Genomic DNA, 25,671 nt, shown 5'->3' with positions numbered 1-25,671 from the left:
ACATGGCGGATCGAGACGTGATCGTCGCGGGAGGCGGACCGGCCGGAGCGGCGGCGGCGACCGTGCTGGCCGGGGCCGGCGCGCGCGTGGCCGTGCTGGACAAGGCCCGGTTTCCGCGCCCCAAGCTTTGCGCGGGGCTGCTCACGTGGAAGACGCTCAAGACCATCGAGCGCGTTTTCGGAACCACGGCGGCCCAGTTGGAAGCCCTGGGCGTGATCAACCACAAGAGTTCGCGCTACCGCATCCGCCACCGGGAGACCGTGCTCTCCGAGGGGCAGCTCGTCTATCCCTTCCACTTCGTGGACCGGCGCGTCTTCGACGCCTGGTGCCTGGACCGGGCGGCGGCCGCCGGTGCGGAGGTGCTCCAGGGCCTGGGCGTGGTTTCGGCCGACCCTGTTTCGGGCGTTGTCGGCGCTTCGGACGGCTCGGCCTGGACCGCGCGGCATCTCGTGGGCGCGGACGGGGCCAACAGCACGGTACGCCGTTGCTGCGGCATCGACGAGGCCCGCTTCGGTCGGGAACAGGGCATGGGTCTGGAACTCTACCTGGACCGGTCCGCGCTGGCCGGAATCCCCGGCCTGCACGAGGACGTCGCCGCCGATTTCCCGACCATCGCCTCCGGATTCATCGACGCGGGCTATTGCTGGAGCTTCCCGCACCGCGACGTTGTGGTGCTGGGCATCTGCGGGCTCTACCGAGGGCGTCCGGCCGGGATGATCAGCCGTTGCTTCACGGACTTCCTGGATTTTTTGAACGTGCCCCAGGCCTTGCGCCAGAACGTGAAGGGCCATCCGCTGCCCTACGGCAACTGGCTGGAGCGCCCCCTCGCGGGACGCGCCCTCCTGGCCGGAGACGCCGGGGGGCTGGTGGAGCCCTTCTTCGGCGAGGGCATTCATTATGCCCTGCGCACCGGCGAGATGGCCGCACGGGCCTGCCTGGGCGGTCTGCGCGGCGCGGGTGAGCCCGGGGCGGCCTATCAGGCGGATCTGGAGCGGGAGATCTTCCCCGAGCTTGTCTGGTCCAAGCGCCTGCGCACCGCGCTCTACTGGCTCACGCGCTTGGGCATCCTGGGGCCGGTGAGGCTCTTCCTGGGCGGCGGCGGCACGAAACTCCAGGAGATGGTGCACGGCATGCGCTCGTTCCGCCTGTGCAAACCTCTGGACTGTCACGGACCCTGGCGCTGAGGCAACGTCTGGCGCGCCCTGCGGGCTTCCGGCCGCCGTGCCCCGCCGCGCCCCATGGCCGCGGCGGGCGTTGGCCGTGACGTTCTAGGCGCGCACGAAGGTCTTGAAGAGCACCGACGAGGCGAGCATCCCGGCCGCGTGGAACATGGCGTCGAGGATGTCCGCATCCTGCCAGCCCAGGGCGCGCAGGGCCTGGATGTCCCGGGCGTTGGCCGAGGCCGGGTCGTCGAAGGAGCGCAGCACGAAGCGGAAGAGCGCCTCTTCGCTCTCTTCCAGGGGCGTTTCGGCCGCGCCGGTGGGCAGCCCGGCGATCTCCTGCTCGTTGACCCCCATGCGGCCGAGGATGTCCCGGTTCAGGGCCTCGCAGGCCAGGTGGCCGGTCTTGGATGCGATGGCGAATCGGATGGAGGCCAGAAGCCCGGGCGAGAGCCTGGGGTGGCCCATGAAGTAGCCGATCATGGCCGTCTGGCGTTCCTGCAGGTCCGGGCTGGCGGAAAGCAGGCGCAGGGGGATTGGCGCCCCGAAGTTCTTGAAAATGGAGTAAGCCTCGGCCACCTTGCCCTGGGCCTTTTCGGGATCGACGGTTTCGAGCAGGAACATGGAGCCTCCTGGACCGGCACTAGTAGACCGGTCGGCTAGTTGTTGATCCAATAAATCATCACGCCAGAAGTTTCGAGAAAACGAAAGCCCTGCAGCGGTCCAGTGGTTCGGCGCTCTTTTCCACCTTCATGCGCAGGAGCGCTCCCTCCATTGCGTCCAGGATGAAGGCGGCCGTGGCGTCCGCGTCCAGGGCCGGATCGAGTTCCCCGCGCTCCTGGGCCTGGCGCAGAAACGTTGCGTAGAAGCGCGTGACGCCGTCCAACGCCTGCCGGATGCGCCCGCGCATGGCCGGGGAGAGGTCGCTCATCTCCAAGGCCAGGTTGCCGATGGGGCATCCGGCCTCGCAGTCTGCCTGAATCCTCTGGTCGCGCCGGTGTTCCATGAAGAGCCGAAGCTGTTCCAGCGGCGGCCGTGGGTTGGCCTCTAGGAAGGCGAGCGCGTCTTCTTTCAGACCCTGGGCAATGTGGTCCACCAGAGCGATGCCGAAGTCTTCCTTGGACTTGAAGTAGAAGTAGAACGAGCCCTTTGGAACGCGGGCCGCGTCCAGAATCTCTTTGAGACCCGTGTTGTTGAAGCCCTGCCGGTGAATGAGCGGCGCGGCGGCTTCCAAGATGGCGCGGCGTGCGTCCTTTTGCATGGCGACGATAATAGACCGGTCGTCTAGCTTGGTCAAGGAGCAAAAATACCGTTCGACGGGGAACGTCGGTCGGTTCAAGCCGGGCACGGTGGAGGCCTTGAGGCCGTGAGCCAGGTCGGGGGACTGCCGCAGGCGGGTGCGTGACACTGTATGGGCAGGAGGTGAAAGCCCCTCCCCGGGGCGCTGTCCCGGGGAGGAGCGGCGAGGAGCGGGCGGATGGGAGACGCCCGCGCTTCGTGAGGTGACGTGTCTAGCTGTTGAGTGCTTCGTAGACCTTGCCCACCAGCTTCTCGGAGGGCGTAAGCGTCTTGGCGCCGGGGGACCAGCGTGCGGGGCAGGCCTCGCCGGGATGGGTGGACAAGTAGAGGTTGGCGTCCATCTTGCGGCCGAGTTCCTCGGCGTTACGGCCCACGTTGTAGAAGTTCACCTCGGAGCCCACGAGCACGCCGTCGGGGTTGATGATGAAGGTTCCGCGCAAGGCCAGTCCGGTGGCCTCGTCGTAGACGCCGAAGTAGCGGGAGACCTTGCCCGTGGGGTCGGCGGCCATCTTGTAGCGCACTCCGGCCATGAGCTTCTCGCTGCCATGCCAGGCCATGTGGGCGAACTTGGTGTCCGTGGAGATGGCCACCACCTCGCAGCCGAGAGCCTTGAGGGCCTCGTGCTTGCTGGCCAGGTCGGCCAGTTCGGTGGGGCAGACGAAGGTGAAGTCCGCCGGATAGAAGAAGAGGATGGTCCACTTTTTGGATTCGCGGATCTTCTCCAGGCTCACTTCTCCGAAGAAGCCTTCTTCGGGGTCGAAGGTTTCCAGGGTGAAGTTTTCAACGGGCTTGCCCACGCGGGCAGTGGTCTGGCAGCAGCCTTCTTCGCCGTGATGGTGTTGGTGATGGTGCGACATGAACCCTCCGTGATGACAGGCAGTGATGTAAGAATGATTCCGAAACTCAGTGGACTTTACACTGTTCCCAGAGAATTGCATCAAAAATCTTCGTGTCAAGCCAGAATCAAAAATCTCTCGTCAAAACGAGCGCCTAACAGTTTTTCGCCATCGGGGAGGTCGATCCCGCTGCCATCTGCCGACGGATCGGCGACACGGTTCCATCCATTAATGGGTGCTGAGCGCAAGGCAAGAATCCGCAGCCTCCTGGCCCGCTGAGACTTTATTCCGCAAACCTTGACGCTGGCCTGTACGGTGCCCCCAAAAGGAAAAGGTCCGCCCGGCTGTGCCGGACGGACCTTGAGTCACGTCGGTCGCGGCTGTCGGCCGCGCGTCATCTCCAGGCGCGCTTCTGTCCGGAGTAGCTGAAGATCTCGCGCATGGATTCCTGTTTCACCTCGTCCTCCTTGGCGCCGGCGGCCGCCTGGGGCGTGGCGCCGAAGGAGCGGTGAACCTCGATCTGGTAGGTGATGTGGCCCACATAGGGCGTGTGGTCGTATTCCACGCGCTTCACTTCTGTCTGCATGGTGTTGACGAGGATGATGGAGTAGCTGGCCACATAGCGGCCGTCTTCCATCTTCACGTCCTTGCGGTCCTTGTTGGACTGGGAGAGTGCGGCGGATTTCTCCAGCCACTTGCGGGCGTACTCGTGGAATTCGACTTTGATCTTTTCGTAGGTGGCGTCGTCGTCGACCTTGGAGGGTTTTTTCTTGCCCTTCTCGGGGGCGAGGGCCGATTCCACGCCATAGGGATCGGACTTGGAGCCCTTACCCTTGGGTTCCTTGACTTCCTTCTCCGGGGGCGCGGGTTTTTCGGCCACGGGTTTGGGCTTGGCTGGCTCGGCGGTCTTGCCGGGAATGGTGAGGGTCATGCCGGCCTTGAGCGCCTTGGCGTTGGCCAGTTTGTTGGTCTCCATGAGTTCTTTGGCGGAGACGCCGTACTTCTTGGCCAGGCTGGCGACGCTTTCCCCCTTGCCGACCTTGTGGGTAAGGGGCGGGGGCGGCGGCGGGGGCGGCGGCGGGTCGGGCTGGGGCTTCACTTCCGCAACGGGCGCGGGCTCGGGTTTGGAGTCGCCCAAGAGGCCGCACCCGGTAAGGGCGAGGCAGAGGGCCAAGGCGGGGATGAGGGTTTTCACCATGCTGGGAACCTCCGGAATCGGTCGTGGGCCTGCCCGCAGGCAGGCTGGGCAACCTGATACGGCATGAAGCGCCGGAGGGCAACCGCGCTGGCGTCAAAAAGGAAGGTGTACGCAAGGGAGGCGGTACGTGCGTTCTCGTCGGGCTCAGACACCTTCGTTGTGGGGGGGGCGTCAAAAAGGAAGGGCGGGGCCTTTCGGCCCCGCCCCGGGTGGTCGTCCGAGACTACCGTTTGGGGACTAGTTCGACTTGAACTTGATCTCCACGCGGCGGTTCATCTTGCGGCCTTCGGCGGTCTTGTTGTCGTAGCGGGGGTTCATCTTGCCGAAGCCCACGGCGGTGATGCGGCCGGCGTCGATGCCCTTCTTCACGAAGTAGGCCTTCACGGAGTTGGCGCGGCGGATCGAGAGGCCCATGTTGTACTTCTCGGTGCCGATGGAGTCGGTGTGGCCTTCCAGGATGACGGCCAGGTTCGGCTTGGACTTGATGATGGCGACGCCTTCGTCAAGAACGGGGATGAATTCCTTCTTGATGTTGTACTTGTCGAAGTCGAAGTAGATGGAGCGGAAGATCACCACTTCGTCGTCGATGAAGTCGTACAGGGCGCACTTCAGGAAGGTTTCGCGGGCGGCCTGGTTGCGGAGCAGCTCTTCACCCAGGGCGAAGCAGCCGCACTTGGACAGGGCAGCGATTTCCTTGTTGATGCGCTCGCCGTTCTTGTTGTCGGCGAAGCTCACCACGCTGAAGCAGATCTTGTCGCCGTACTTGGCCTGCATCTGCTTGGCCACGGCAACGGGGTCGATGCCGCGGTTGGAGTCGCCGTCAGAGAAGATGATGACGGCGGTCTTGCCGGAGAGGCCGCCCACGACCTTGTCGAGGTCCTGCAGGCCAATGCCCATGGGGGTCATGCGGCCGTAGGTGTCGTAGTCGGTGCTGATGGGGGCGATGCCCTTGTCCACGGCGGCCTTGTCGTAAGGAGCCATGCCAGCGTACTGCTTGTAGGGGGCGAAGGTGTAGACGCCGGCCTTGTAGGACAGGGCGGGGATCATCTTGTTGAGTTCCACGGCGGTGGACTTGGCCATCTGGATCTTGGAGACGCCGCCGAACTGCACATAGCGCTGCCCCTTGTAGGAGAAGGCCATGGAGCTGGAATGGTCCACGAACAGGATGAAGTTGTCGACCTTGGGAACCATCTTCTTGGCCGCGGCCGGCATGGCCGTGGCGACCAGGGCCATGATGAGCATGGCCACGATGATGCGCATTTTTCTCATGCCTAAGTCCTCCTTCCGAATCAAATTAATTGGTTCTTTAGAGAGAGCCACCCTCTGAGCCAATGGGCACGCGCTTTTCGGAGCCCGCCTCCGTAAACGCGTGTTTTCCTCACGTTTCAATAGCCGCAAAAACGCCTGCTGGGCAAGCGTTTTCGCCTACGGCCCGATCCATAGGTCATTATGGCCGTCTTTGCAAGGGTTTGGGCGAAGTTCGCCCGGGGAGGGCCGTAACGGGGCTTCTCGAGGCTTGGCGAATGCCCCCCGCTGGGGTAGGAGGGGGCATCGCCATCGAAGGGAGTCCCGCATGACCGCCACCCACGGTTTCACGCTCGTCTCGGAAACCGCCGTCGAGGAATACGCCCTCACGGCCCGCCTCTACCGCCACGGTCCCACCGGGGCCGAACTGCTCTCGATCTCCTGCGCCGACGAGAACAAGGTCTTCGGCGTCACGCTGCGTACGCCGCCGACCGACTCCACGGGCCTGCCCCACATTCTGGAGCACTCCGTGCTCTGCGGCTCGCGCAGGTATCCCGTGAAGGAACCCTTCGTGGAGCTGCTCAAAAGCTCGCTCCAGACGTTCCTGAACGCCTTCACCTACCCCGACAAGACCTGCTACCCCGTGGCCAGCGCCAACCTGGCCGACTTTTACAACCTCGTGGACGTCTACCTGGACGCCGTCTTCCACCCGCGCATCCCCGAGGAGGTCTTCGGGCAGGAGGGCTGGCACTTCCACCCCCACGAGGGCGGATTCGTCTTCAAGGGAGTGGTCTACAACGAGATGAAGGGGGCCTACTCCTCGCCCGAGAGCCTCCTGGGCGAGCACTCCCAGCGGGCGCTCTTCCCCGGGACGACCTACGGCGTCGATTCCGGCGGCGATCCCGCCGTGATCCCCCGGCTCACCTACAGCCAGTTCAAGGACTTCCACGCCAAATACTACCATCCCTCCAACGCGCGCTTCTACTTCTACGGCGACGACGACCCCGAACGCCGCCTGCTCATCCTTGAAGAATACCTGAAGGACTTCCAGCCCATCGAACCCGATTCGGCCGTGGCCCTCCAGAAGCCCTTCGACGCGCCCCGCCGCGTGGAGGAACGCTACGCCTGCGCCCCCGCCGAGGAGGGCCGCGAACCCAAGGCCTACTTCACCGTCAACTGGCTCCTCCCGGAGGCCTCCGACGTGGAGCGCACCCTTGCCCTGGCGGTGCTGGAGCACGTGCTCATCGGCCTGCCGGGCTCGCCCCTGCGCCGGGCGCTCATCGCTTCGGGCCTGGGCGAGGACCTGGCGGGAGGCGGTCTGGAGACCGAACTGCGCCAGATGACCTTCTCCATCGGCCTCAAGGGCGTGGAGCCCGCCCGCCTGGAGGAGGCCCAGCAGCTCGTGCTGGACACCCTCAAGGACATCCGCGCCAAGGGCATCGATCCCGACGACGTTGAGGCGGCCCTGAACACCATCGAGTTCAGGCTGCGCGAGAACAACACGGGGTCCTTCCCGCGCGGGCTCTCGCTCATGCTGCGCGCGCTCGTCACCTGGCTGCACGACGGCGACCCCCTGGCCCCGATCCGCTTCCAGGCGCCCCTGGACGCCCTCAAGGCCAGCCTTGCCAAGGGCGAAGGCCTCCTGGAAAGCCTGCTGGACGAACACTTGCTGAACAATCCCCACCGGGTCCACGTGCTCCTGCTGCCCGACCCCGGCATGGAGCGCCGCCTCCTGGACGAGGAGCGCGCGCGCCTGGACGCGGCGCTGGCCGCCCTCACGCCCGAGGGCATGGAGCAGGCCCGGGATCTGGCCCGGCGCATCGCCCACTTCCAGGAGACGCCCGACGCCCCGGAGGACCTGGCCCGCATCCCCAAGCTGCACCTGGCCGACCTGCCCCGCGAGAACAAGCGCATCCCCGGCGACTGGCCCGAACCAGGCGTCTTCTTCCACGACCTGCCCACCAACGGCGTGGTCTACCTGGAGCTGGGCTTCGACCTCTCCGGCGTGGACCCGGAGCTTCTGCCGCTCACGCCCCTCTTCGGGCGCGCGCTCCTGGAGATGGGCACCCGCAAGGAGGACTTCGCCCGCTTCCTCAACCGGGCGGCGCGCAAGACCGGCGGCCTGGGGCGCGAGGTGGCCCTGTCCTCCGTCCGGGCGGGCGGCCCCGGGGCGGCCTCGGCGCGGCTGATCGTGGCGGGCAAGGCCACGCCGGAGCGCGCGGGCGACTTCCTGGGCATCCTCTCCGACGCCCTCCTCCAGGCCAATTTCGACGACAAGGCCCGCTTCCGCGAGATGCTCCTGGAGGCCAAGGCCCGCTCGGAACGCAGGCTCGCGCCTTCGGGGCACGTCTACGCCTCGCGCCGCCTCAAGGCGCGTTTCCACCGGGCGGCCCTGGCCGAGGAGCGCCTCGCGGGGCTCAAGGCCATCCAGGGCCTTCGCCGCTGGGCCGAGGCCTTCGACGAACACTGGCCCGTCCTCAACGCCGGGCTGCACCGGCTGCGCGAGTGCGTGCTCACCCGCGCGGGCCTGGAGGCCAACGTCACCCTGGACGCCAAGGCCTTCGAGGGCTTCCGGCCGCGCCTGATGGCCCTCCTGGCGGACCTGCCCCAGGGCGCCCCCGCCACGCAGGCGGCGTGGCCCGCCCTGGAGCTGCCCGCCCGCGAGGGCCTGGCCGCGCCGGTGCAGGTGAACTACGTGGCCCAGGGCCGCCTGCTCGCCCCCGGGGACTACGACTTCCACGGCTCCATGCTCGTGGCCTGCCGCTACCTTCGCAACGCCTACCTCTGGGAGCGCGTGCGCGTGCGCGGCGGGGCCTACGGGGCCTTCAGCTCCTTCGACCGCTGGTCCGGCACGCTCTCCATGGTCTCCTACCGCGACCCCAACATCGCCAAAACGCTGGAGGCCTTCGCGGAGGCGGGCGACTTCCTGGCGAAGCTCGACATCGGCCCCGAAGAGCTGGAGCGCGCCGTGATCGGGGCCGTGGGGGATTTCGACGCCGTGCTGCTCCCCGACGCCCAGGGCCACGTGGCCATGGCGCGCCACTGGGCGCGCGACGGCGAGGAGACCCGCGCCCGGGTGCGCCGCGAGGTGATGGAGACCACGCTGGACCACCTGCGCGAGGCGGGCCGCGTGATGACCAGGGCCATGGACGGCGCGCCGGTGGTGGTGCTGGGCGGAGAGGAGGCCCTGCGTGGGGCCTCGGAGGCCGTGGGCGCTCTGGAGATCACCCGGGCCATGTAGCCGCGACGCGGAGCCGGGCCGGAGGGTCCGGCGCCGGATGGCGCGCCGCGCGGCCCGGGCTCTGGAGTCCGGGCCGCGCGCCGTTGCCGCGTGCTTCGGAAGCCGGGGCTGGGCGGCCGGTTCGGGCCTCCGGGCCAGTCGGCCGGGCCCGCGTCGTTCCCCCTCGCGGTGCGGGGCCGTAAGACCGTCGGGTTCAGTGCGCCCAACCCGCCGTCAGGGGCGCATGGGGTCCTTGCGCACGGGCCCTTCCTGGCCGGTGAGGTGGTTCATGGCGTAGCCGCCCTGATAGAGCATGCCCGTGGACGTATCGAGCACGAATTCCAGATCTCCGTCGCGGAAGTAGGCGTAGCGGCCCACGGAGCGCGTCTCGGACCATACCCACACGAACGCCGCCAGAAGGGCCAGCAGTAGTCCCTTGAAGACGAGGTCGAGGTTTTCTTTCATGGCGTCCTCCGAGGGCTGGAATGCCCGGGCGGGGCGTGCGCGTCAAGAAGCCTCCGAAGGTGGTTGACGGCCCTGTGGGTTTGGACGATATGCGTACAAAATCTGTACGGATTTGAGGGTACGGAATGTCCATTTTCAAGTGTGATCGCGAGATCAAACGCATGATCTTCAACGTCCACGCCGACCTGGCTGAACGCATCGAGGCCCTGAAGGCGGAAGCCAGGGGAATGGACAAGCGCCTCGACGTGGATACGGCCGTGAACAAGGCCCTGGACAAGTTCGTGAAGAAGGTCGAGCGAAAAATGGAGGAACTGCGCCGCGAGGCTCGGGACAAGCCGCGCATCGAGGCGCGCGGTTCGGGCGTCTCGGGCGCGGACGACGCACCGTGGCCGCCCTGCCCGGACCAAGGCCCGCAATCGGCCGACTAAGCTTTCAACCGTCTAGCCGCCGCCCCGAGCGGCGCATCCACCCGGAGCCCTCATGAGCACGAAAAGTCTCTCGCTGGAAGGAACGCTGGCCCCCTCGGACCTGGCCGTGCTGCTCGAAGAACTGGCGACCGGACTGCGCGCGGGCGTCGTCTGCCTGCACAGGGGAGAGGAATTTTTGACCCTCAAGCCGGGCAGCGCCTTGGAATTCGAAGTTGAGGCCGCCGTCAAAAAAGGGCGGCAGCGGCTCGATCTCTCCGTGAAATGGCGGGAGCCGGAAGAGGCCGCCCCCCTGCCGGATTTTCGCATCAGCGCGGTGGAGCCGTCCCCCTGCGTTGAAGACGAGGCCGGGCAGGAACCTCGGGAGGCCTCCGTCTGCGAGCAGGCGCCCTGTGCCGAACCGGTCGCTGCGGAGGATACGCGGTCCGAGCCGGATGTCTCCGCGCCGGAGCAGTGCGACGAGAACGAAGGAGAGAAGGGCGCGGGCAAGGGCAAGGACAAGGGCAAGGACAAGGAGAAGCGCGAAAAGAAACCCCGCAAGCACTAGTGTGGCGGTTTTGAAAAACATGAAGATGTTTTCAAAATGAAAACCGATGCTTTTCGCCACTTGCTTTGGCTGTCCGCATGGGCGGCCTTTGAGGACGCAGCACGAGACGTTCGGCATTGAGGCACGGCCGCAAGGCGGTCTTTCTGCTGGCTGCGCCCCGGGCTGGCCGCCTGCGTCCGGGAACGGAACGTCCGTCCAGGCGCGCCTGCGAGGCATGTGGCGTGGCCGCCACAGGCCGTGCGGGCCGCCCGGCGCAAGACCCGGCGTCTTGTTAGCCCTCCGGCCGCGCTCCCCGGGGGCAAGAACCAGGAGGTTCGCCGTGGAAAAACTCCCCCTTCTCGTCCTGGCCGTGGCCGCCGGGGCGCTCATTCCGGTCCAGGCCGGGGTGAACGTGCTCCTGCGCGGCCGCCTGTCCGATCCCGCCCAGGCGGCGTTCGTCTCCTTCCTGGTGGGCACGCTCTGCCTGCTGGGCTGGTGCCTGGCCCAGCGCCTGACGTGGCCCTCCCCGGGCGACCTGGCCCGCACGCCGCCCTGGCTGTGGATCGGCGGGGCGCTGGGGGCCTTCTTCGTGGCCACCACCATCTACCTGGGGCCGCGCCTGGGCGCGGCCACCATGACGGCCTTCATGTTGGCCGGACAGCTCGTGGCCTCGGTGCTCCTGGACCACCACGGACTGCTGGGCTTCCCCGAGCACGCGGCGAGCCCGGCGCGCATCGCGGGCGTGGTGCTCCTGGGCCTGGGGGCCTGGATGATCAAGTCCTTCTGAGGGGTGTCTGGTTTCCTGCCCCGGGCGCGGCGGCCCCGCGCGGGTCCGGCCGCCGGTCCGGCCGCGGGATCCGGGCTGTGGGATCCGGGCTGGGGTCGGCCCCTTGCGGCCTCAGTGGGTTTCCAGGCCGTGCTCGCGGCCCCGGCGTTCGTCCACCAGGCGCTCCAGGCCGAACTTCTTGATGCGGTAGCCCATCTGGCGCAGCGTGAGCCCCAGTTCCCGGGCCGCGCGTGACTGCACCCAGCCGTGGCGCTCCAGGGCGGCCATCACCTCGCGCTTTTCCATGTCCTTGAGGCTGCCCGCGCCCTCGGCGGGCAGGGCGGCCTGGGGCTTGCCGGAGGCGAAGAAGTAGGGCGGGATGTCGGCCAGGTCGATGCGCTCGTCCTCCACCATGATGGAGAGGCGCTCCACGAGGTTTTCCATCTCGCGCACGTTGCCGGGCCAGTCGTACTTCACCAGGGCGTCCAGGGCGCGGGGCGAGAAGGAGAGCCTGCGCCCGTACTCGCGCGAGAGCTTGTCCAGGAAGTGGTTCAAAAGCGCCGGGATGTCCTCGCGGCGCTCGCGCAGGCTGGGCACCAGCACGGGGAAGACGTTCAGGCGGTAGTAGAGGTCCTCGCGGAATTCGCCCATGGCGGCGGCGTCGGCCAGGTCGCGGTTGGTGGCGGCGATGATGCGCACGTCCACCTTTCGCGTCTTGCCGCCGCCCAGGCGTTCGAACTCGCGCTCCTGGAGGAAGCGCAGGAGCTTGGCCTGGGTTCCTGCCGAGAGTTCCCCGATTTCGTCCAGGAAGATGGTGCCCTTGTCGGCTTCCTCGAAGCGGCCGGGTTTGGGGGCCACCGCGCCGGTGAAGGCCCCCTTCTCGTAGCCGAATAGTTCGCTTTCCAGGAGGTTTTCCGGGATGGCCGCGCAGTTCACCTTGATGAAGGGATACTTGGCGCGGTCGGAGAGCTCGTGGATCATGCGCGCGGTGAGGGTCTTGCCCGTGCCGGACTCGCCCAGCAGGAGCACCGTGGCCCGGGTGGGGGCCACCTTCTCGATCATCTGGTGCACGCGCACCATGGGCTGGCTCTGGCCCACGATGAAGAAGCGGTGGTAGGTCTTGGAGAGCTTGAAGCGAAGCGTCAGGTTCTCGCGGCGCAGGTGCTCCTCGCGGGCGCGCACCTGCTTGCCCAGGTGCACGAACTGGCCGATGAGCGCGGTTACGATGGAGAGCAGGCGCACGTCCTCGTCGTATGAGACGTCGTCGCCGAAGAGGCGGTCCACGGTGAGCGCGCCCACGGCCAGGCCCTTGAGCATGATGGGCACGCCCAGGAAGGCGATGCGGCCGCGCTCCAGGGCGCGCGAGCGGGTGCGGTCCAGGAAGAGGGGTTCCTTGGCGATGTCCGGGACCACGAAGGGCTTGCCGGTCTGGAAGATGCGCCCGGTGACGCCTTCGTCGAGCTTGTAGACGCCGCGCTTCTTCTCTTCGGCGGAGAGGCCGTGGGAGGCGCGGATGGCCAGGAGCGAGGTCTCCTCGTCGAGGAGGGTCACGGTGGCGCGTTTCATCTCAAGGGTTTCGGAGAGGATGCGCAGCACGTCGCCAAGGATCTGGTCGAGGTCCAGGGCCTGGCCGATGATTTGCGAAATTTCGTAAAGAACTTTTAGTTCAAGCTGGCTGATGCTTTTCATGGGTGACCTGGAAAGAGGCTCGGTTGGGAGGTTTACGGCAAATGTCCCGTCCGGCCGAACACTAACTACAATAATGTATGGTGGCAACCCCGAAGACGCGGGCCAGTTTCGGAAAAAGCGCTTTTCGGAACTGACCGTGACGGGCGTCTTTTCGGAATCCTTCGTAAAGAGATCGTGATTGCAACGAGTTGGAAGGCGCTCCGACGTCCTGCCGCCTCCTTGTGAAAGCGCAAAAAAAGACGGCCCCGACGCGCGAACGCCGGGGCCGTGTGGGCTTGTTTGACGATTTCGTCAATCAGGCGCTGCGAAGGCCCCCCTCGGCCCCGTGGTGCGCCAGGAAGCCAGCCAGGCCGTCGCGCCCCAGGTAGCGCTCCAGCTGGCGGCGCTCCGTTTCCAGGAGGTCCACCACGATCAGCCCGTCCAGGGCGTCGCTGAATTCACGGTCCACGTTGAAGGCCAGGAGCTTGCCCCCCAGCTTCAGGTACTGCCGCAGGAGCACCGGGATGCCCTTGCGGTCCGCTTCCATGGAGCTCACAAGCTCCGAAAGGCGGTCCACGTCGGCCACCAGGGAGCGCGCCGCGCGCTTGAGCCACGCCGCCCCGCGCAGGGGCGTGCGCGGCTTCACCAGCCGCGAGAGGCCCGAGCCCTCCCCGCCGCGCGCCTCGAAGAAGTCCGCCATGAGCTGGCGCGAAGCGGCCTGGTAGTCGTTGGTGATGGACACGGGGCCGAAGAGCGTCCGGTAGCGGGGCTCGCGCGCCACCACCGTGCCGATGCCGCGCCACAGCAGCAGCAGGGCGTTGTAGCTCTTCTGGTGTTCCGGGCGCACGAAGGAGCGGCCCATCTCCAGGGCAGGCCCCAGCCGCGTGAGGAAGCCGGGCTTGAGCTTGAAGAGCGTGTCCACATAGAGACCGGACCGGCCCCGCGTGGCAAGAATCTCGTCCGAGCGGCCAAGACGGTAGGCCCCGACCACCTCGCGGGCGGAGACGCTCCAGAGGAAAACGTGGGAATAGTGTCCGTCGAAGCCGTCCAGATCGCAGGATTTGCCCGTGCCCTCGCCGACCTTGCGGAACGTCATTTCGCGCAGGCGTCCGATCTCGCGCAGGATCAGCGGAATCTGAGCGGCGCGCGCCTCGTAGGCGCGCATTCCCCCGGACTCCAGAAGCAGGCATTCAGCCGGGAGCCTCTCCAGCTCTCGCTCCATAAGCTCCGGGTCCTGCGCCGGGGCCAGGGCCTCCTGGCGGCGCACGCCCCGCAGGGGAAAGCGCGCGGGCAGCGCGCGCGGCCTCGTGCGGCCCATCACCTCGGCGCACAGGCGCAGATGCCCGGCGGCCTGCTCGTCGGTGAGCCCTTCCAATGCCTGCGGCGGCACCGGGCGGCCGATGCGCACCTCCACCTCCTTGCGGGCCTTGTTCACGAACTCGCGGCCCAGCAGCATGGTGCGAAGCCTCGGATGCACCAACCCCGCCAGATGGAACATGGGGCCGTTGGCCCCGGCGAAATGAACGGGCACCACAGTGGCTCCGCAGGCGCGCACCATGCGCGCGACGGAAGGGCTCCAGGCCGGATCGGCCACGCGGCGCTCGTCCATGCGGAAATGGGCCACCTCGCCCGCCGGGAACACCCCCAGGCAGCCGCCGCCGCGCAGCCAGGCCACGCTCTGGCGCAAGGGCGCGACGTTGCGCGCCCAGGCCCCCGACGCACCGAAAGGGTCCACCAGGATGAACAGGTCGCGCAACTCCTCGATGCGACCGAGCAGGTAATTGGCCATCACCTTCACGTCCGGGCGCACTCCCGCGAGCATTTCCGTGAGGATCACGCCCTCCATGCCGCCGAAGGGATGGTTGGCCACAACCACCACGGGGCCAGTTGACGGAATGCGCGCCAGTTCCTCCCCGCTCACGCGGTAGCGGAAGCCGAAAGCGTCGATGACGCCGCGCAGGAACTCCACGGGCGTGCCGCCCCGGGGGACGGACTCGTAGGCCTTGGCCAAGCGGTCCAGGGCCAAAGCGCGGCGCAGAGGACCGCCAACAGCCTTGAGCACCGTGCGGGCGAAAGGGTTCTTGACCGCCCCGTCAAGGGCGAGAAAATCGGCGCGGCGTGCGGGTGTTCCGGGTTCCATGGGGTCTCCTCCTGGTTGGAGCGGTGGTTGACCCCAGGTACCCCCGGCGTGTTGCGGAGCCGTGGAGATTCCGTGACCCTTCGCGCCGAACCGGTCAAGCCCGGGCGGCGATGTTGACGAAAGGCGCTCCCGCGCCCTACGCACCAAGGATCGCCGGAGGACCACATGCCCGAAACGCCGCTCCATTCCATTGCCGCCATCGCCAAAAGCCTGGACGTGCCCGAGTCCACCCTGCACTACTGGAAGAACCGCTTCGGCGACTTCCTGCCCGGCCGGGGCCAAGGTCGCGGACGACGCTTCGAGCCGGAAGCCCTGGACGTGTTCCGCGCCATCGCGGAGTTGCTCGGGTCGGGACTGGCAGTTCCCGAGGTCCGCGACGAACTGGCCCGGCGTTTCGCCGCGACGGACTCCCCGGATAGGCAGGCGCAAGCCGTCATCGTGCGGCCCGCGCCAGTCCAGCAGCCCGACGTGGAACAACTCGCCCTGCGCATCGGCACGGCCATGGCCGAAGCCATGGGACAGCGCCTGTCGGCCTGGCTCGGCGCGCAGGGTGTCCCGGCCGCCACGGCCCCTGCCCTGGAAGACCCGGCCGCACGAACCCTGCGCGATGATCTGGAAGAGGCCCGACGGGAAATCGTGACCCTGCGGGCGGAAAACGAAAACCACGCTGCCAAGTTCAAGGTGCTCGAAGCCGAACTGGTGCGCCTGCGCAAAGACTCGCGGCAGATGGAGAAGCATCTGCTCGAAAAGATCAAGGGCGTAAAAGTTTGATGCCGACAAGTTCTGGCAGAGTGCAAGGCGATCCGAGAAGATGCCTCCGGCGCCCAAAGGGCAAGGGCCTTATGGAATCCCTTTTTGCTTCGCGGGCTTCACCGGGACACGACGGCATACCCGGTGAAGCCCGCGAAGCAATTGCGGGGTCTGGGGGGATCATCCCCCCAGCAGGTCCAGGGCGGAGCCCTGGCGGGTGAGGTCTGGAGAGGGCAGCGCCCTCTCCAGCCGCCGGAGGCGTTCAACGTCCCAGCGAGGAGAAGCGCCATGACGCTGCGTGCGCGTCGCATCCTGTCTTTCCTTCTTTGCTTCCTGCCGTGGTTGCTCGTCACGACGCCCGGCCTGTCCGCCCCTCTCCGCGAGCGCGTGGACGCGGTGTTGCGCCGGGCCGTGGAGGAGGAGCGCCTTGTCGGGGCGGTGGTGCTGGTGGCGCGTCACGGCCGGGTGGTCCATGCCGGGGCCTGGGGCTGGTCGGACCGGGAGGCGCGCCGCGCCATGCGTCCGGACGCGGTGTTCCGCCTGGCCTCGTTGAGCAAGCCCGTGACGAGCGCCGTGGTCCTGGCCCTGGCGGAGCGCGGGGCGCTCTCCCTGGAGGACCCGGTGACGCGCTGGCTTCCCTGGTTTGCGCCGGAGCTTCCCGGCGGCGGTGGCGCGGTGATCACGGTTGGGCAGTTGCTCACGCACACGGCGGGGCTTACGTACGGCTTCCTCCAGCCTCCGGGCGGAACGTACGCCCGGGCCGGAGTGTCCGACGGGCTGGACCGTCCGGGCATCACCCTGGAGGAGAATCTGCGGCGTCTGGCGTCGGTCCCGCTGGCGGGTGCGCCGGGCGGGGCGTGGAGTTATTCCCTGGCCGTGGACGTGCTGGGGGCCGTGGCGGAGCAGGCCGGTGGCGCGCCCCTGCCGGAATTGACGGCCCGGCTGGTCACGGGACCGCTCAACATGCTGGACACGGGGTTCCTGGTCTCGGACCCGGAGCGCCTGGCCGTGCCCTACGTGCGGGAAGGGGGCGTGCTCAGACGCATGGACGATCCGCAGGTGGTGGCGTTCGGGGCCTCGGGCGCGCGCTTCGCGCCCTCGCGCATCACCGATCCGGGGGCGTACCCCTCTGGCGGGGCGGGGATGTGCGGCACGGCGTCGGACTACCTGGCGTTTTTGGAGGTCGTGCGCGCGGGCGGCGCGGCGCTGGGGACCAAGGCGGCCCGGTCGATGACGCAGAACCGCCTGGAACCGGGCCAGGGAGGCCCCGGCCCCGGCTGGGGCTTCGGGTACGGGGCGGCCGTGCTGTTGGACCCGGCGGCGGCGGGGAGCCCGAGCGCCAGGGGGACGTGGCGCTGGAGCGGCGCGTACGGAGCCTTCTTCCTGGTGGACAGGGCCTCGGGCCTGAGCCTGGTGGTCCTGACCAACACCACCCCCGACGGCATGGACGGGGAGTTCCCCTGGGAGCTGGTGCGGGCGGTGTACGGCCGCTGAGGCCGGTCGCGCCCGCTGCGGGGCGGACGGACCGGCTGTCATGAGGGTGCGGCTGGTTTCACGATTTGAAAGACAAGAACCTGTTGTTCATAATCAAAACCAATAGTTTTGGGTGCTTGCCTTGCCAATCCGTGTGGGCGGATTGTGAGACCGCAACGCTAGACCCAGGCGACGCGGGCCTCGCGGCGCGGCGGCACGAGGCGGTAGGCGTGGCGCGGCCAGCCCAGCATGAGCCCGCCGTGCAGTGTCTGGCCGTCCTGGAGTCCCAGGAGGGCGCGCAGCTCCGGCTGCTGGCGCGCCGCCGCCGTGAGCAGGCCCGCCCAGCAGGCCCCGAGCCCTGCCGTGGCCGCGTGCAGTTCCAGGTAGGTGAGGGCGATGGAGCTGTCCACGGCCCCCCATGGGTAGTCGGCCGGGGTCCACGCGCCCACGAAGGCGGGCGCGCCGCGCATCACCACGTCGCGTCCCTTGTCCCAGAGTTCCACGAGCCTGGGGCGCAGGCCGACGGCGCGCATCCAGCGCGCGCCCAGTTGGGCCATCTCGTGCACGCGGTCCTTGTCCGCGCAGGCGATCCAGTGGACGTGCTGGGAGTTGGAGGCCGTGGGGGCGCGCCGGGCCGTTTCCAGGAGCTCCGCCAGCAGGGAGCGCTCCACGGGCTTGCGACGGTAGGCGCGCACGGAGCGCCGGGCCAGCAGGAGCGAGCGCAGGGATGCCTCGCCGGGGAGGTCGGTGGGTTGGCGCAGGCAGGCGGCGGCGTCCACCTGGGAGTTGGAGAGCGCCCCGTGGGGACAGGCGGCCACGCAGTGCCCGCAGGCGATGCAGGCGGGGTCGGGTGTCTCCTGGGGCAGGCCGCTGGCCCGGTCCATGTCGATGCAGCCCACGGGGCAGACGTCGCGGCAGATGCCGTCGCGCGCGCACAGGGCCTGGTCCACGGTGATGAGCGTCATGGGGTCCTCGCTTGGGCGTCCCCGTCGGGGGGCGCGGTGTGTGTCTGGCCGCCAATGTACCCGGCTTGACAAAGCGCGCAAGCAGGCACATTCACGTGCCTCGGTTCCCATCCGGTGTCCGCGCCGCCGAGGTTCGCCCATGACCCGAGAACACGCCCCCTGCACCCCGCGCTCGCGCAACGGCCGGGACTACTTCTGCTCCGTGGAGCTGGCGCTCATGATGATCGGCGGCAAGTGGAAGCCCCTGATCCTCTGGGGCCTGGGCACGCGCGGCACGCTGCGCTTCGGCGAGCTGCGCAGGCTCCTGCCCGCCGTGACCCAGAAGATGCTCACCCAGCAGCTGCGCGAGCTGGAGTCCGACGGCCTGGTGCTGCGCGAGGCCTACCCCACGCTGCCCCCGCGCGTGGACTATTCCCTCACCGAGCGCGGCCGGGGGCTCCTGCCCATCCTGGAGAGCCTCTCGGCCTGGGCCAGGGACGTGGAGGCCCAGGACCAGCCGGGGCGTCCGGACTGACGCCATGGCGGCCGGACTCCCAGAGCAGGGCAGGGGCGCGGTGTGGCGCACGCTTTCGCGCTCCCTGCGACACCGCGACTACCGGCTCTTCTTCACCGGGCAGCTGATCTCCCTGGTGGGTACCTGGATGCAGCAGGTGGCCCAGGGGTGGCTGGTCTACCGGCTCACGGGCTCCAGCCTGTCCCTGGGGCTGGTGGGCTTTGCGGGGCAGTTTCCGGTGTTCCTCTTCTCGCTGCTGGGCGGCGTGGCGGCCGACCGCTTCGACCGGCGCGCGCTGCTGGTGTGGACCCAGGCGGCCTCCATGGTCCAGGCCGGACTGATGGCCTGGCTTGCCTTCTCCGGGCGGGCCGAGGTGTGGCAGGTGCTCTGCCTGGCCTTTTTCCTGGGCACGGTGAACGCCGTGGACGTGCCCACGCGCCAGTCCTTCATGGTGGAGCTGGTGGGGCTCGAGGACCTGCACAACGCCATCGCGCTCAACTCGTCGCTGTTCAACACGGCGCGCATCGTGGGGCCGTCGGTGGCGGGGTTCCTGCTGGCGGCGGTGGGCGAGGGGTGGTGCTTCACCCTGAACGCCCTGAGCTTCCTGGCCGTGATCGCCTGCCTGCTCCGCATGACCTCGCGGCGCAAACCGGCCCCCGAGGCGGGCGGTTCGGTGTGGGAGCGGCTGCGCGAGGGCCTGGCCTTCGCTTGGGGCGAGGCCCGGGTGCGTCTCGTGCTCTGCCTGGTGACTGCGGCCAGCGTGACGGGCGTCTCCTACGTGGTGCTCATGCCCGTGTTCGCCCGCGACGTGCTGGGAGGAGGCCCCGGGAACCTGGGCCTGCTCATGGCCTCGGCGGGGGCGGGGAGCCTGGCGGCGGCGCTCACCCTCGCGGCGCGGGGCCGAGGGCGCGGGGTGGGGCGCTTCGCCTATTTCGGCATGACCGGCCTGGGCGCGAGCCTGGCCCTCTTCGCCAACTCGGAGAGTTTCGCGCTCTCGGCGGCGCTGCTCGTGCCCGTGGGCTACTGCACCATCGCCAGCATGGCCTCGTGCAACACCATCCTCCAGCTCCTGAGCCCGGACCGGTTGCGCGGCCGGGTGATGGCCCTCTATTCCATGATGTTCCTGGGCATGGCCCCCTTCGGGGCGCTGCTGGCCGGGAGCCTGGCCCAGTTGCTGGGCGCGCCCGCCGCCGTGACGGCCTGCGGCCTGACCTGCCTGGCGGTGAGCGCCGTGGCCGGCAGGGGGCTCTTGCGCCTGTAGGAACCCTTATCCGGGATCAGTTGGCGGCGAAGCGCTCGATGCGTTCCTTGTAGGCCTTCACGCCCTGGGCGATGCCCTGGGTCAGGCCGTCGAGGTATTTGTCTTCCCGGAGCTTGGCGGCCTCGGCGGGGTTGGTGATGTAGCCCATCTCCACCAGAATGGCGGGCATCTTGGCCCCCAGGAGCACGTAGAAGGGGGCCTCGTGCACGCCCCTGTCGCGCAGGTCGATGCTCTTGCGCGCCTGGGCCAGGGCGGCCTGGTGGGCGCTGCGCGCGAAATCGCGCGATTCGGTGAGTTTGGAGGCGTGCATCAGCTCGTCCAGGAGCTTCTGCATGTCCGAGATGCGCTTGGAGTCCACGGAGTTCTCCCGCGCGGCCACGCGCACCTCGGCCGGGGTGGAGGCGAGGTTGAGCGAATAGGTCTCCATGCCCGTGGAGCCCGGGTCGCCGTGGGCGTTGCAGTGCAGGGAGATGAAGAGGTCGGCCTTGCGGGCGTTGGCCATGGCCGTGCGCACTTCCAAGGGCACGTACTTGTCCTGGGTGCGGGTCATGAGCACCTCGAAGCCCATGCGTTCCAGATGCCTGGCCAGGAGCTTCGCGGCGCGCAGGTTCACGTCTTTTTCCCAGAGCCTGCCGGGGCCGCGCGCGCCCGAATCGCGCCCGCCGTGGCCCGCGTCCACCATGACGGTGCGCACCGTGAGCCCCAGCTGTTCCACCAGCTGGCGGGCCATCTTCTTGCGCGCCGGGGTGGCCAGGTTCACGCCGGGCGAGGCGGGGGGCTCGTCGGCCTCGGCCTTGGGGGCAGGGAGCTTGCCGGGCCGGGCCTTTCCCTCGGGGGTCTTGTCCGAAGGGGCTTTCCCGGGCGCGCTCTTGCCGGGGGACTTCGCGGGGGTCTTGGAGGCCTCGCCCTGCACGTCCACGATCACCCGGAAGGGGTTCTCCAGCACGAAGACGTTCTGGCTTTTGAGGTTCTCCACCTCCACCACCAGCCGGGCCACATCGGGCTTGAAGTAGCCCAGGCGGGCCTTGCGGGCCACGTCGCCCTTCACGTCGAAGCGGCTGCGCGTGCCGGGGGGGATCACCACGCCGTCGAGGTCGACGTAGAGGTGGCGCACGCCGCCCGAGGCCGGGTCCGGCGGCAGGAGCTGCCAGCGGAAGGGGACCTCGCCCGAGAGCACGGCCACGATGCGCGAGTAGTCCTGCCCGGAATAGACCTGCACATCGGTGACGCGCACCTTGCTCTGCTTCTTCGGGGCCGGGCCGGAGGCGGTTTCCTTGGGCTTGTCGGGCCTGACGGCCCCGTTCCGGGGGGCCTTGGCCTGCTTGCCGTCCCCGTTCTTGGCGGTCGGGGCCTTCACGGCCGAAGGGGCCTTGGCGGGCGGAGCGGCCTTGGCGGCATCCTTCGTCTGGGCGGCCCGGGCGTCCGGGAGGACGCCCGGGGCCAGCGCCAGGACCGAAGCGAGGATCAGAAGGAAAAGGCGCACGAACGGTCGCGCCACGGCTACTCCACGGTGACGCTCTTGGCCAGGTTGCGGGGCTGGTCCACGTCCTTGCCCAGGTAGTCGGCCATCTCGTAGGCGAAGAGCTGGAGCGCCGGGAGCAGCAGGAAGGTGGAGAGCGGCCCCCAGACCTCGGGGCATTCCCACTCGTGATCGGCCTGGAGCCCGGAGCCCGCCCGGGTGAGGGCGATCACCTTGCCGCCCCGGGCGCGCACCTCTTCCAGGTTGGATTTCACCTTGGGGAAGAGTTCGTCGCGCGGGGCCAGGGCGAAGGTGGGGAACTTGGGGTCGATGAGGGCGATGGGCCCGTGCTTCATCTCGCCCGAGGCGTAGCCTTCGGCGTGGATGTAGCTGATCTCCTTGAGCTTGAGCGCGCCCTCCAGGGCCAGGGGGAAGCACTGGCCCCGGCCCAGGTAGAGGAAGCTGGTGGCGTCGGAGTAGGCCCGGGAGAGTTCGCCCGCGCGCGAGCGCATGCGCGGCAGCTCGGCCTCCAGGATGCCGGGCAGGCTCTCCATGGTCTTCACGCAGTGGGCCGTGGCCTCGGCGGGCAGCACGCCCTTCTGCTGCCCCCAGTGCAGGGCCAGCAGCGTGAGCAGCGTAAGCTGCGAGCACATGGCCTTGGTGGAGGCCACGCTCATTTCGGGACCGGCCTGGGTGTAGACCACCCGGTCGGACTCGCGCGAGACCGTGGAGCCCACCACGTTGCAAAGCCCGATCACCGTGGCCCCGCGCTCGCGCGCCAGGCGCATGCCCGCCAGGGTGTCGGCCGTCTCGCCGGACTGGGAGATGGCCAGCACCGTGTCGCCGGGGCCGACGATGGGGTCGCGGTAGCGGTATTCGGAGGCGATCTCCACGCGTGTGGGGATGCGCGCCCAGCTCTCCAGAAGGTACATGCCCCAGAGTCCGGCGTGGTAGCTGGTGCCGCAGGCCAGGATGGTCAGGCGTTCGGGGGGCGCAAGGCCGTCGAGTTCGGAGAGGTTGGCGCGCCCGGTCCTGCGGTCCACGCGTCCGGCGAGGCAGTCTGTGATCACGCGGGGCTGCTCGAAGATCTCCTTGAGCATGAAGTGCTTGTAGCCGCCCTTCTGGGCCGCCTGCACGTCCCAGGTGATGTGCTTGATCTCCTTGGTCACGGGGGCCAGCGTGGCCACGTCGAGCACCTGCCAGGAGTTGGCGTCGATGCGGGCCATCTCGCCGTCTTCCAGGAAGACCACGTCGCGGGTGTAGGGCAGGAAGGCCGGGATGTCCGAGGCCAGGAAGTTCTCGCCCACGCCCACGCCCATCACCAGGGGGGAGGACTTGCGCGCGGCGTAGAGCACGCCCGGGTGGTCGCGCGAGACCACGCACACGGCGTAGGAGCCGTCCACGCGGCCCAGGGCCATGGAGAGGGCCTTGTCCAGGCTGCCGGTCTCGGCCAGGCAGCGCCCCAGGAGCTGGGCCAGCACCTCGGTGTCGGTCTCGGAGGAGAAGGCGACGCCCTGGGCTTCAAGCTCCTCGCGCAGCTCCTGGTAGTTCTCGATGATGCCGTTGTGCACCAGGGCCACGCTGCCCTGCTGGTCCTGGTGGGGGTGGGCGTTGCGCTCCACGGGCAGGCCGTGGGTGGCCCAGCGGGTGTGTCCCATGCCGGATGTGGCGGTGAGCGACGGCGTTTCCTCCAGCTTGCGGGCCAGGTTGGAGAGTTTGCCTTCGGCGCGCAGCACAATGAGCTGCCCGCGCTGCACGTAGGCCACGCCGGCCGAGTCGTAGCCCCTGTATTCCAGGCGTCCCAGCCCTTCCATCACCACGGGGACCGCGGGCCGGTGCCCGCTATAGCCGATGATGCCGCACATGGTAGTTCCTTGCTGTCGGTTTTTGACAAGTTCCGGAAACGGCAGTCCCAGGAATGTCTGGCCCTGTCAAGGCGGGGCGTTCCCGGTCAGCGGTCCAGGAAGTAGGTGGCGCGCACCCGCTGGGAGAGGTTCAGGTAAAAGATGGCCGTGGAGGCCGCGGCCAGCGCGGGCAGGGCGTTGGCCAGCACCTGTCCCGTGGCCATGGCGTGCACCTCGTCGGGAAAGTTGAGGAAATAGATGAAGCAATACTGGAGGCCGCTGGCCAGCGGGGCCAGGAACCAGGCGATCTTGGCGAACATCACCGAGCCGCGCTTGCGCCGGTAGAGCGAAAGGCCCGCCCAGAACATGACCGCGCCCACCACCAGGGCCAGCACGTTCTCTGCCGTGAGCCCTTTGGCCACTTCGGCGGCCAGCTCGCGCGAGACCTCATTGGCCTGCTTGAGGGCCTCCATGTAGCGCAGGTTGCGCGAGACGATGGCCGCGCAGACGAGCGGCACCACAATCATCATCACCCAGCACAGCACGCGCAGCCAGCCCTTCACTCCTGCCAGGCGGTCCTTGAGGTCGCGCTCCTCGGGGGTAAGGGCGGATTCCAGGGCCACCTTCTCCACGAAGCCCGGCAGGTACTTCACCAGTTCGCGCACGGCGCGGCCCCGGTGGCTGCGCCAGTTCTTCTGCTCGGGGGCCATTTCGGCGGCGGTCTGCTTGAGTTCCAGGTCCACGAAGAGGGGGTCGTAGCCGAAGCCGTTTTCGCCCCGGGGCTCCCGGGCCAGGTTGCCGCGCCACACGCCGTGGAACACCAGTTCGTGCCCGTCGGGGGCGTGCACGGCCACGCAGGAGATGAAGCGGCAGGCGCGCTTGTCGTTGGGCACGTCGGCCATGGCCTCCAGGAGCTTGGCGTTGTTTTCGGCGTCGGTGGCCTTTTCGCCCGCGTAGCGCGCCGAGCGCACCCCGGGGGCAGCGTCCAGCGCTTCCACTTCCAGGCCCGAGTCGTCGGCCAGGGCGATGAGCCCCGTGGCCTCGCTCACGGTCTTGGCCTTGATGCGGGCGTTTTCCTCGAAGGTGGAACCCGTTTCCTCGATCTCGCCCACCTGGGGGAACTGGTCGAGCCCCAGCACCGCGATGCCGGTACCCTCCATGAGCGCCTGAAGCTCCTTGACCTTGCCCTGGTTGCGGGTGGCCAGAACGACCTGCGACACCTATGCCTCCTCTTTGTTGTTGGCCCCGGCGCGCCAGAGTCCGTCGTGGCGCGGGGCCGCGTGCGCCTGAACGTCCACGTCCTCGGCGGCGGTGACCGGCGGCAGCACCAGACGCACCACGGTGCCCTTGCCCACTTCGCTTTCCAGCTCCACGGCGCCGCCGATTTCGTCCAGGATTTTCTTGGTCATGGCCAGGCCCAGCCCGGCGCCCTGGTCCTTGGTGGAGAAGAACGGGTTGAACACCTGGTCCAGGTTTTCCGGGGGGATGCCCCGCCCCGAGTCTTCCAGTTCGATGACCACGCGGTCGGCCCGCCCGTAGCAGCGCAGCACCAGCGTGCCGCCCTCGGGCATGGCCTCCACGGAGTTCTTGACCATGTTGATGATGCACTGCTTCACGAGTTCCGGGTCGCCTTTGGCCAGGGGCAGCCCCGGGGCGGCGTCCACCGTGGCCTCGATGCCCTGCTTCTGCATGCCCAGGCCCATGAGCTCCATGGTCTGGGAGGACACCTGGGAGGCGTCGAAGCGCCCCTCCATGCCCTGGGTGGGGCGCGAGAAATTGAGCAGGCTCTTGAGGATCTTGTCCAGGCGGCCCGATTCCTCCAGGATGATGGACACCTTGGCCCGGGCCTTCTCGTCCAGCGCGCCCGAGCGCAAAAGCGAGTTGGCGAACCCGGCGATGGCGAAGAGCGGGTTGCGGATTTCGTGGGCCACGTAGGTGGAGAGTTCGCCCACGGCGGCCAGCTTCTCCGACTGGCGCAGGCGGCGCTCGATGGACGTGGCCTGGGTGATGTCGCGGCGCAGCACCACCACGTGGGAAAGCGCCCCGGAGGAGGCCATCACGGGATAGAGGTACACCCGGAAGTAGCGCAGCTGGCCCTCGTGGTCCACCACGGTGTGCACCTGCTCGCTCCTGCCGCCCTTGCGCACCATCTCCCACTGCTCCACGTCGGCGGCGGGCTCGCAGATGCCCTTGAAGCCGGAGAGCGACTCCCAGCAGGAGCGCCCCTGGAAGTCTTCCCGGTCGCCTCCCAGGCGGTCCAGCGCGGCGCGGTTCAAGTCCACCACGCGGGCCTGGGCGTCGAGAATGACGATGTCGTCGGGGATCTGGTCGATCACCGAGGAGAGGAGGTTGCGTTCCTGGGCAAGGTCCAGCGCGCAGGCGTTGTCGGGCCTTTCGGCAGGAGGGTCGCTCATGGCTTTTTTCTACCCACTTCGTCTTGGGAGTCAAACGGAAAAGCCGACCCGGCGGGCGGGAAAG

The 25,671-nt window shown here is 68.3% G+C and carries 22 protein-coding genes; 9 read left to right on the top strand and 13 right to left on the bottom strand.

All coding sequences use genetic code 11. From position 1 onward, the window contains the following. The first annotated feature begins 2 nt into the window (after positions 1–2). A complete protein-coding gene (locus NNJEOMEG_RS07315) occupies positions 3–1,184 on the top strand; it encodes an NAD(P)/FAD-dependent oxidoreductase (RefSeq protein ID WP_173082863.1) in 1,182 nt (393 codons plus the stop codon). Between the two features lie 84 nt (positions 1,185–1,268). Here NNJEOMEG_RS07315 and NNJEOMEG_RS07310 read toward each other — a convergent pair whose 3' ends face one another. The 5 genes from NNJEOMEG_RS07310 to NNJEOMEG_RS07290 form a co-directional block, all read right to left on the bottom strand. Beyond that, the gene (locus NNJEOMEG_RS07310; protein ID WP_173082861.1) at positions 1,269–1,784 is read right to left on the bottom strand and encodes a carboxymuconolactone decarboxylase family protein; all 516 of its coding nucleotides are present in this window, start codon (positions 1,782–1,784) and stop codon (positions 1,269–1,271) included. A gap of 58 nt (positions 1,785–1,842) precedes the next feature. Further along, positions 1,843–2,421, bottom strand: coding sequence for a TetR/AcrR family transcriptional regulator (locus NNJEOMEG_RS07305; protein WP_173082859.1), 579 nt, complete (start codon positions 2,419–2,421; stop codon positions 1,843–1,845). Between the two features lie 250 nt (positions 2,422–2,671). After that, positions 2,672–3,316 carry a peroxiredoxin gene (locus tag NNJEOMEG_RS07300; RefSeq protein WP_173082857.1) on the bottom strand — a complete coding sequence of 215 codons (645 nt, stop codon included), beginning with the start codon at positions 3,314–3,316 and terminating at the stop codon, positions 2,672–2,674. A 373-nt stretch (positions 3,317–3,689) separates the two neighbouring features. Further along, positions 3,690–4,493, bottom strand: coding sequence for a LysM peptidoglycan-binding domain-containing protein (locus NNJEOMEG_RS07295; protein ID WP_173082855.1), 804 nt, complete (start codon positions 4,491–4,493; stop codon positions 3,690–3,692). A 237-nt stretch (positions 4,494–4,730) separates the two neighbouring features. Then, positions 4,731–5,762, bottom strand: coding sequence for an OmpA family protein (locus NNJEOMEG_RS07290; protein ID WP_173082852.1), 1,032 nt, complete (start codon positions 5,760–5,762; stop codon positions 4,731–4,733). A 304-nt stretch (positions 5,763–6,066) separates the two neighbouring features. On the opposite strand from NNJEOMEG_RS07290, the gene NNJEOMEG_RS07285 reads away from it, so the two are divergent. Continuing rightward, on the top strand, positions 6,067–8,979 hold the full coding sequence (locus NNJEOMEG_RS07285; RefSeq protein ID WP_173082850.1) for an insulinase family protein: 2,913 nt from the start codon (positions 6,067–6,069) through the stop codon (positions 8,977–8,979). A gap of 213 nt (positions 8,980–9,192) precedes the next feature. Here the strand turns inward: NNJEOMEG_RS07285 and NNJEOMEG_RS07280 are convergent, their stop codons facing one another. Beyond that, positions 9,193–9,423, bottom strand: coding sequence for a hypothetical protein (locus NNJEOMEG_RS07280; protein ID WP_173082848.1), 231 nt, complete (start codon positions 9,421–9,423; stop codon positions 9,193–9,195). Between the two features lie 125 nt (positions 9,424–9,548). Here NNJEOMEG_RS07280 and NNJEOMEG_RS07275 point away from each other — a divergent pair, with 125 nt between their 5' ends. From NNJEOMEG_RS07275 to NNJEOMEG_RS07265, 3 genes are all read left to right on the top strand, one after another. Then, entirely contained in the window at positions 9,549–9,851 is a 303-nt protein-coding gene (locus NNJEOMEG_RS07275; protein ID WP_173082846.1) for a hypothetical protein, read from the top strand. 52 nt (positions 9,852–9,903) lie between these two features. After that, positions 9,904–10,395: an amphi-Trp domain-containing protein gene (locus NNJEOMEG_RS07270; protein ID WP_268885682.1), complete on the top strand. Its 492-nt coding sequence runs from the start codon at positions 9,904–9,906 to the stop codon at positions 10,393–10,395. A 319-nt stretch (positions 10,396–10,714) separates the two neighbouring features. After that, positions 10,715–11,161 carry a DMT family transporter gene (locus NNJEOMEG_RS07265; RefSeq protein ID WP_235956866.1) on the top strand — a complete coding sequence of 149 codons (447 nt, stop codon included), beginning with the start codon at positions 10,715–10,717 and terminating at the stop codon, positions 11,159–11,161. A gap of 111 nt (positions 11,162–11,272) precedes the next feature. Here the strand turns inward: NNJEOMEG_RS07265 and NNJEOMEG_RS07260 are convergent, their stop codons facing one another. Together NNJEOMEG_RS07260 and NNJEOMEG_RS07255 are read right to left on the bottom strand one after the other, a co-directional pair. Further along, the gene (locus tag NNJEOMEG_RS07260) at positions 11,273–12,829 is read right to left on the bottom strand and encodes a sigma 54-interacting transcriptional regulator (RefSeq protein ID WP_173082840.1); all 1,557 of its coding nucleotides are present in this window, start codon (positions 12,827–12,829) and stop codon (positions 11,273–11,275) included. Between the two features lie 295 nt (positions 12,830–13,124). Further along, on the bottom strand, positions 13,125–14,948 hold the full coding sequence (locus tag NNJEOMEG_RS07255) for a bifunctional lysophospholipid acyltransferase family protein/GNAT family N-acetyltransferase (RefSeq protein WP_173082838.1): 1,824 nt from the start codon (positions 14,946–14,948) through the stop codon (positions 13,125–13,127). A gap of 165 nt (positions 14,949–15,113) precedes the next feature. On the opposite strand from NNJEOMEG_RS07255, the gene NNJEOMEG_RS07250 reads away from it, so the two are divergent. After that, the gene (locus NNJEOMEG_RS07250; protein WP_173082836.1) at positions 15,114–15,719 is read left to right on the top strand and encodes a MerR family transcriptional regulator; all 606 of its coding nucleotides are present in this window, start codon (positions 15,114–15,116) and stop codon (positions 15,717–15,719) included. Between the two features lie 267 nt (positions 15,720–15,986). Further along, positions 15,987–17,192: a serine hydrolase domain-containing protein gene (locus NNJEOMEG_RS07245; RefSeq protein WP_173082833.1), complete on the top strand. Its 1,206-nt coding sequence runs from the start codon at positions 15,987–15,989 to the stop codon at positions 17,190–17,192. 158 nt (positions 17,193–17,350) lie between these two features. On the opposite strand, the gene NNJEOMEG_RS07240 is transcribed toward NNJEOMEG_RS07245, so the two are convergent. Continuing rightward, positions 17,351–18,136, bottom strand: coding sequence for a nitroreductase family protein (locus NNJEOMEG_RS07240; protein ID WP_173082831.1), 786 nt, complete (start codon positions 18,134–18,136; stop codon positions 17,351–17,353). 139 nt (positions 18,137–18,275) lie between these two features. Between NNJEOMEG_RS07240 and NNJEOMEG_RS07235 the strand changes: the two genes are divergently transcribed. Continuing rightward, positions 18,276–18,650 (top strand): winged helix-turn-helix transcriptional regulator, encoded by a 375-nt coding sequence (locus tag NNJEOMEG_RS07235; RefSeq protein ID WP_173082829.1) that lies wholly within the window; start codon positions 18,276–18,278, stop codon positions 18,648–18,650. A gap of 4 nt (positions 18,651–18,654) precedes the next feature. Beyond that, on the top strand, positions 18,655–19,890 hold the full coding sequence (locus NNJEOMEG_RS07230; protein WP_173082827.1) for an MFS transporter: 1,236 nt from the start codon (positions 18,655–18,657) through the stop codon (positions 19,888–19,890). 16 nt (positions 19,891–19,906) lie between these two features. On the opposite strand, the gene NNJEOMEG_RS07225 is transcribed toward NNJEOMEG_RS07230, so the two are convergent. The 4 genes from NNJEOMEG_RS07225 to NNJEOMEG_RS07210 all read right to left on the bottom strand — a co-directional run bounded on the left by NNJEOMEG_RS07225 (position 19,907) and on the right by NNJEOMEG_RS07210 (position 25,607). After that, positions 19,907–21,388 (bottom strand): N-acetylmuramoyl-L-alanine amidase, encoded by a 1,482-nt coding sequence (locus tag NNJEOMEG_RS07225; protein WP_173082825.1) that lies wholly within the window; start codon positions 21,386–21,388, stop codon positions 19,907–19,909. A gap of 2 nt (positions 21,389–21,390) precedes the next feature. Beyond that, a complete protein-coding gene (glmS, locus tag NNJEOMEG_RS07220) occupies positions 21,391–23,214 on the bottom strand; it encodes a glutamine--fructose-6-phosphate transaminase (isomerizing) (RefSeq protein WP_173082823.1) in 1,824 nt (607 codons plus the stop codon). Positions 23,215–23,300: 86 nt separating this feature from the next. After that, the gene (locus tag NNJEOMEG_RS21095; RefSeq protein ID WP_173082821.1) at positions 23,301–24,413 is read right to left on the bottom strand and encodes an XTP/dITP diphosphatase; all 1,113 of its coding nucleotides are present in this window, start codon (positions 24,411–24,413) and stop codon (positions 23,301–23,303) included. Further along, positions 24,414–25,607, bottom strand: coding sequence for a two-component system sensor histidine kinase NtrB (locus NNJEOMEG_RS07210; RefSeq protein ID WP_173082819.1), 1,194 nt, complete (start codon positions 25,605–25,607; stop codon positions 24,414–24,416). Between the last annotated feature and the right edge of the window lie 64 nt (positions 25,608–25,671).

Origin of the sequence: Fundidesulfovibrio magnetotacticus (assembly GCF_013019105.1) — a bacterium.
In the GTDB taxonomy this organism is placed as follows: domain Bacteria; phylum Desulfobacterota; class Desulfovibrionia; order Desulfovibrionales; family Desulfovibrionaceae; genus Fundidesulfovibrio; species Fundidesulfovibrio magnetotacticus.
This window is presented reverse-complemented; position numbering and strand designations above follow the sequence as displayed.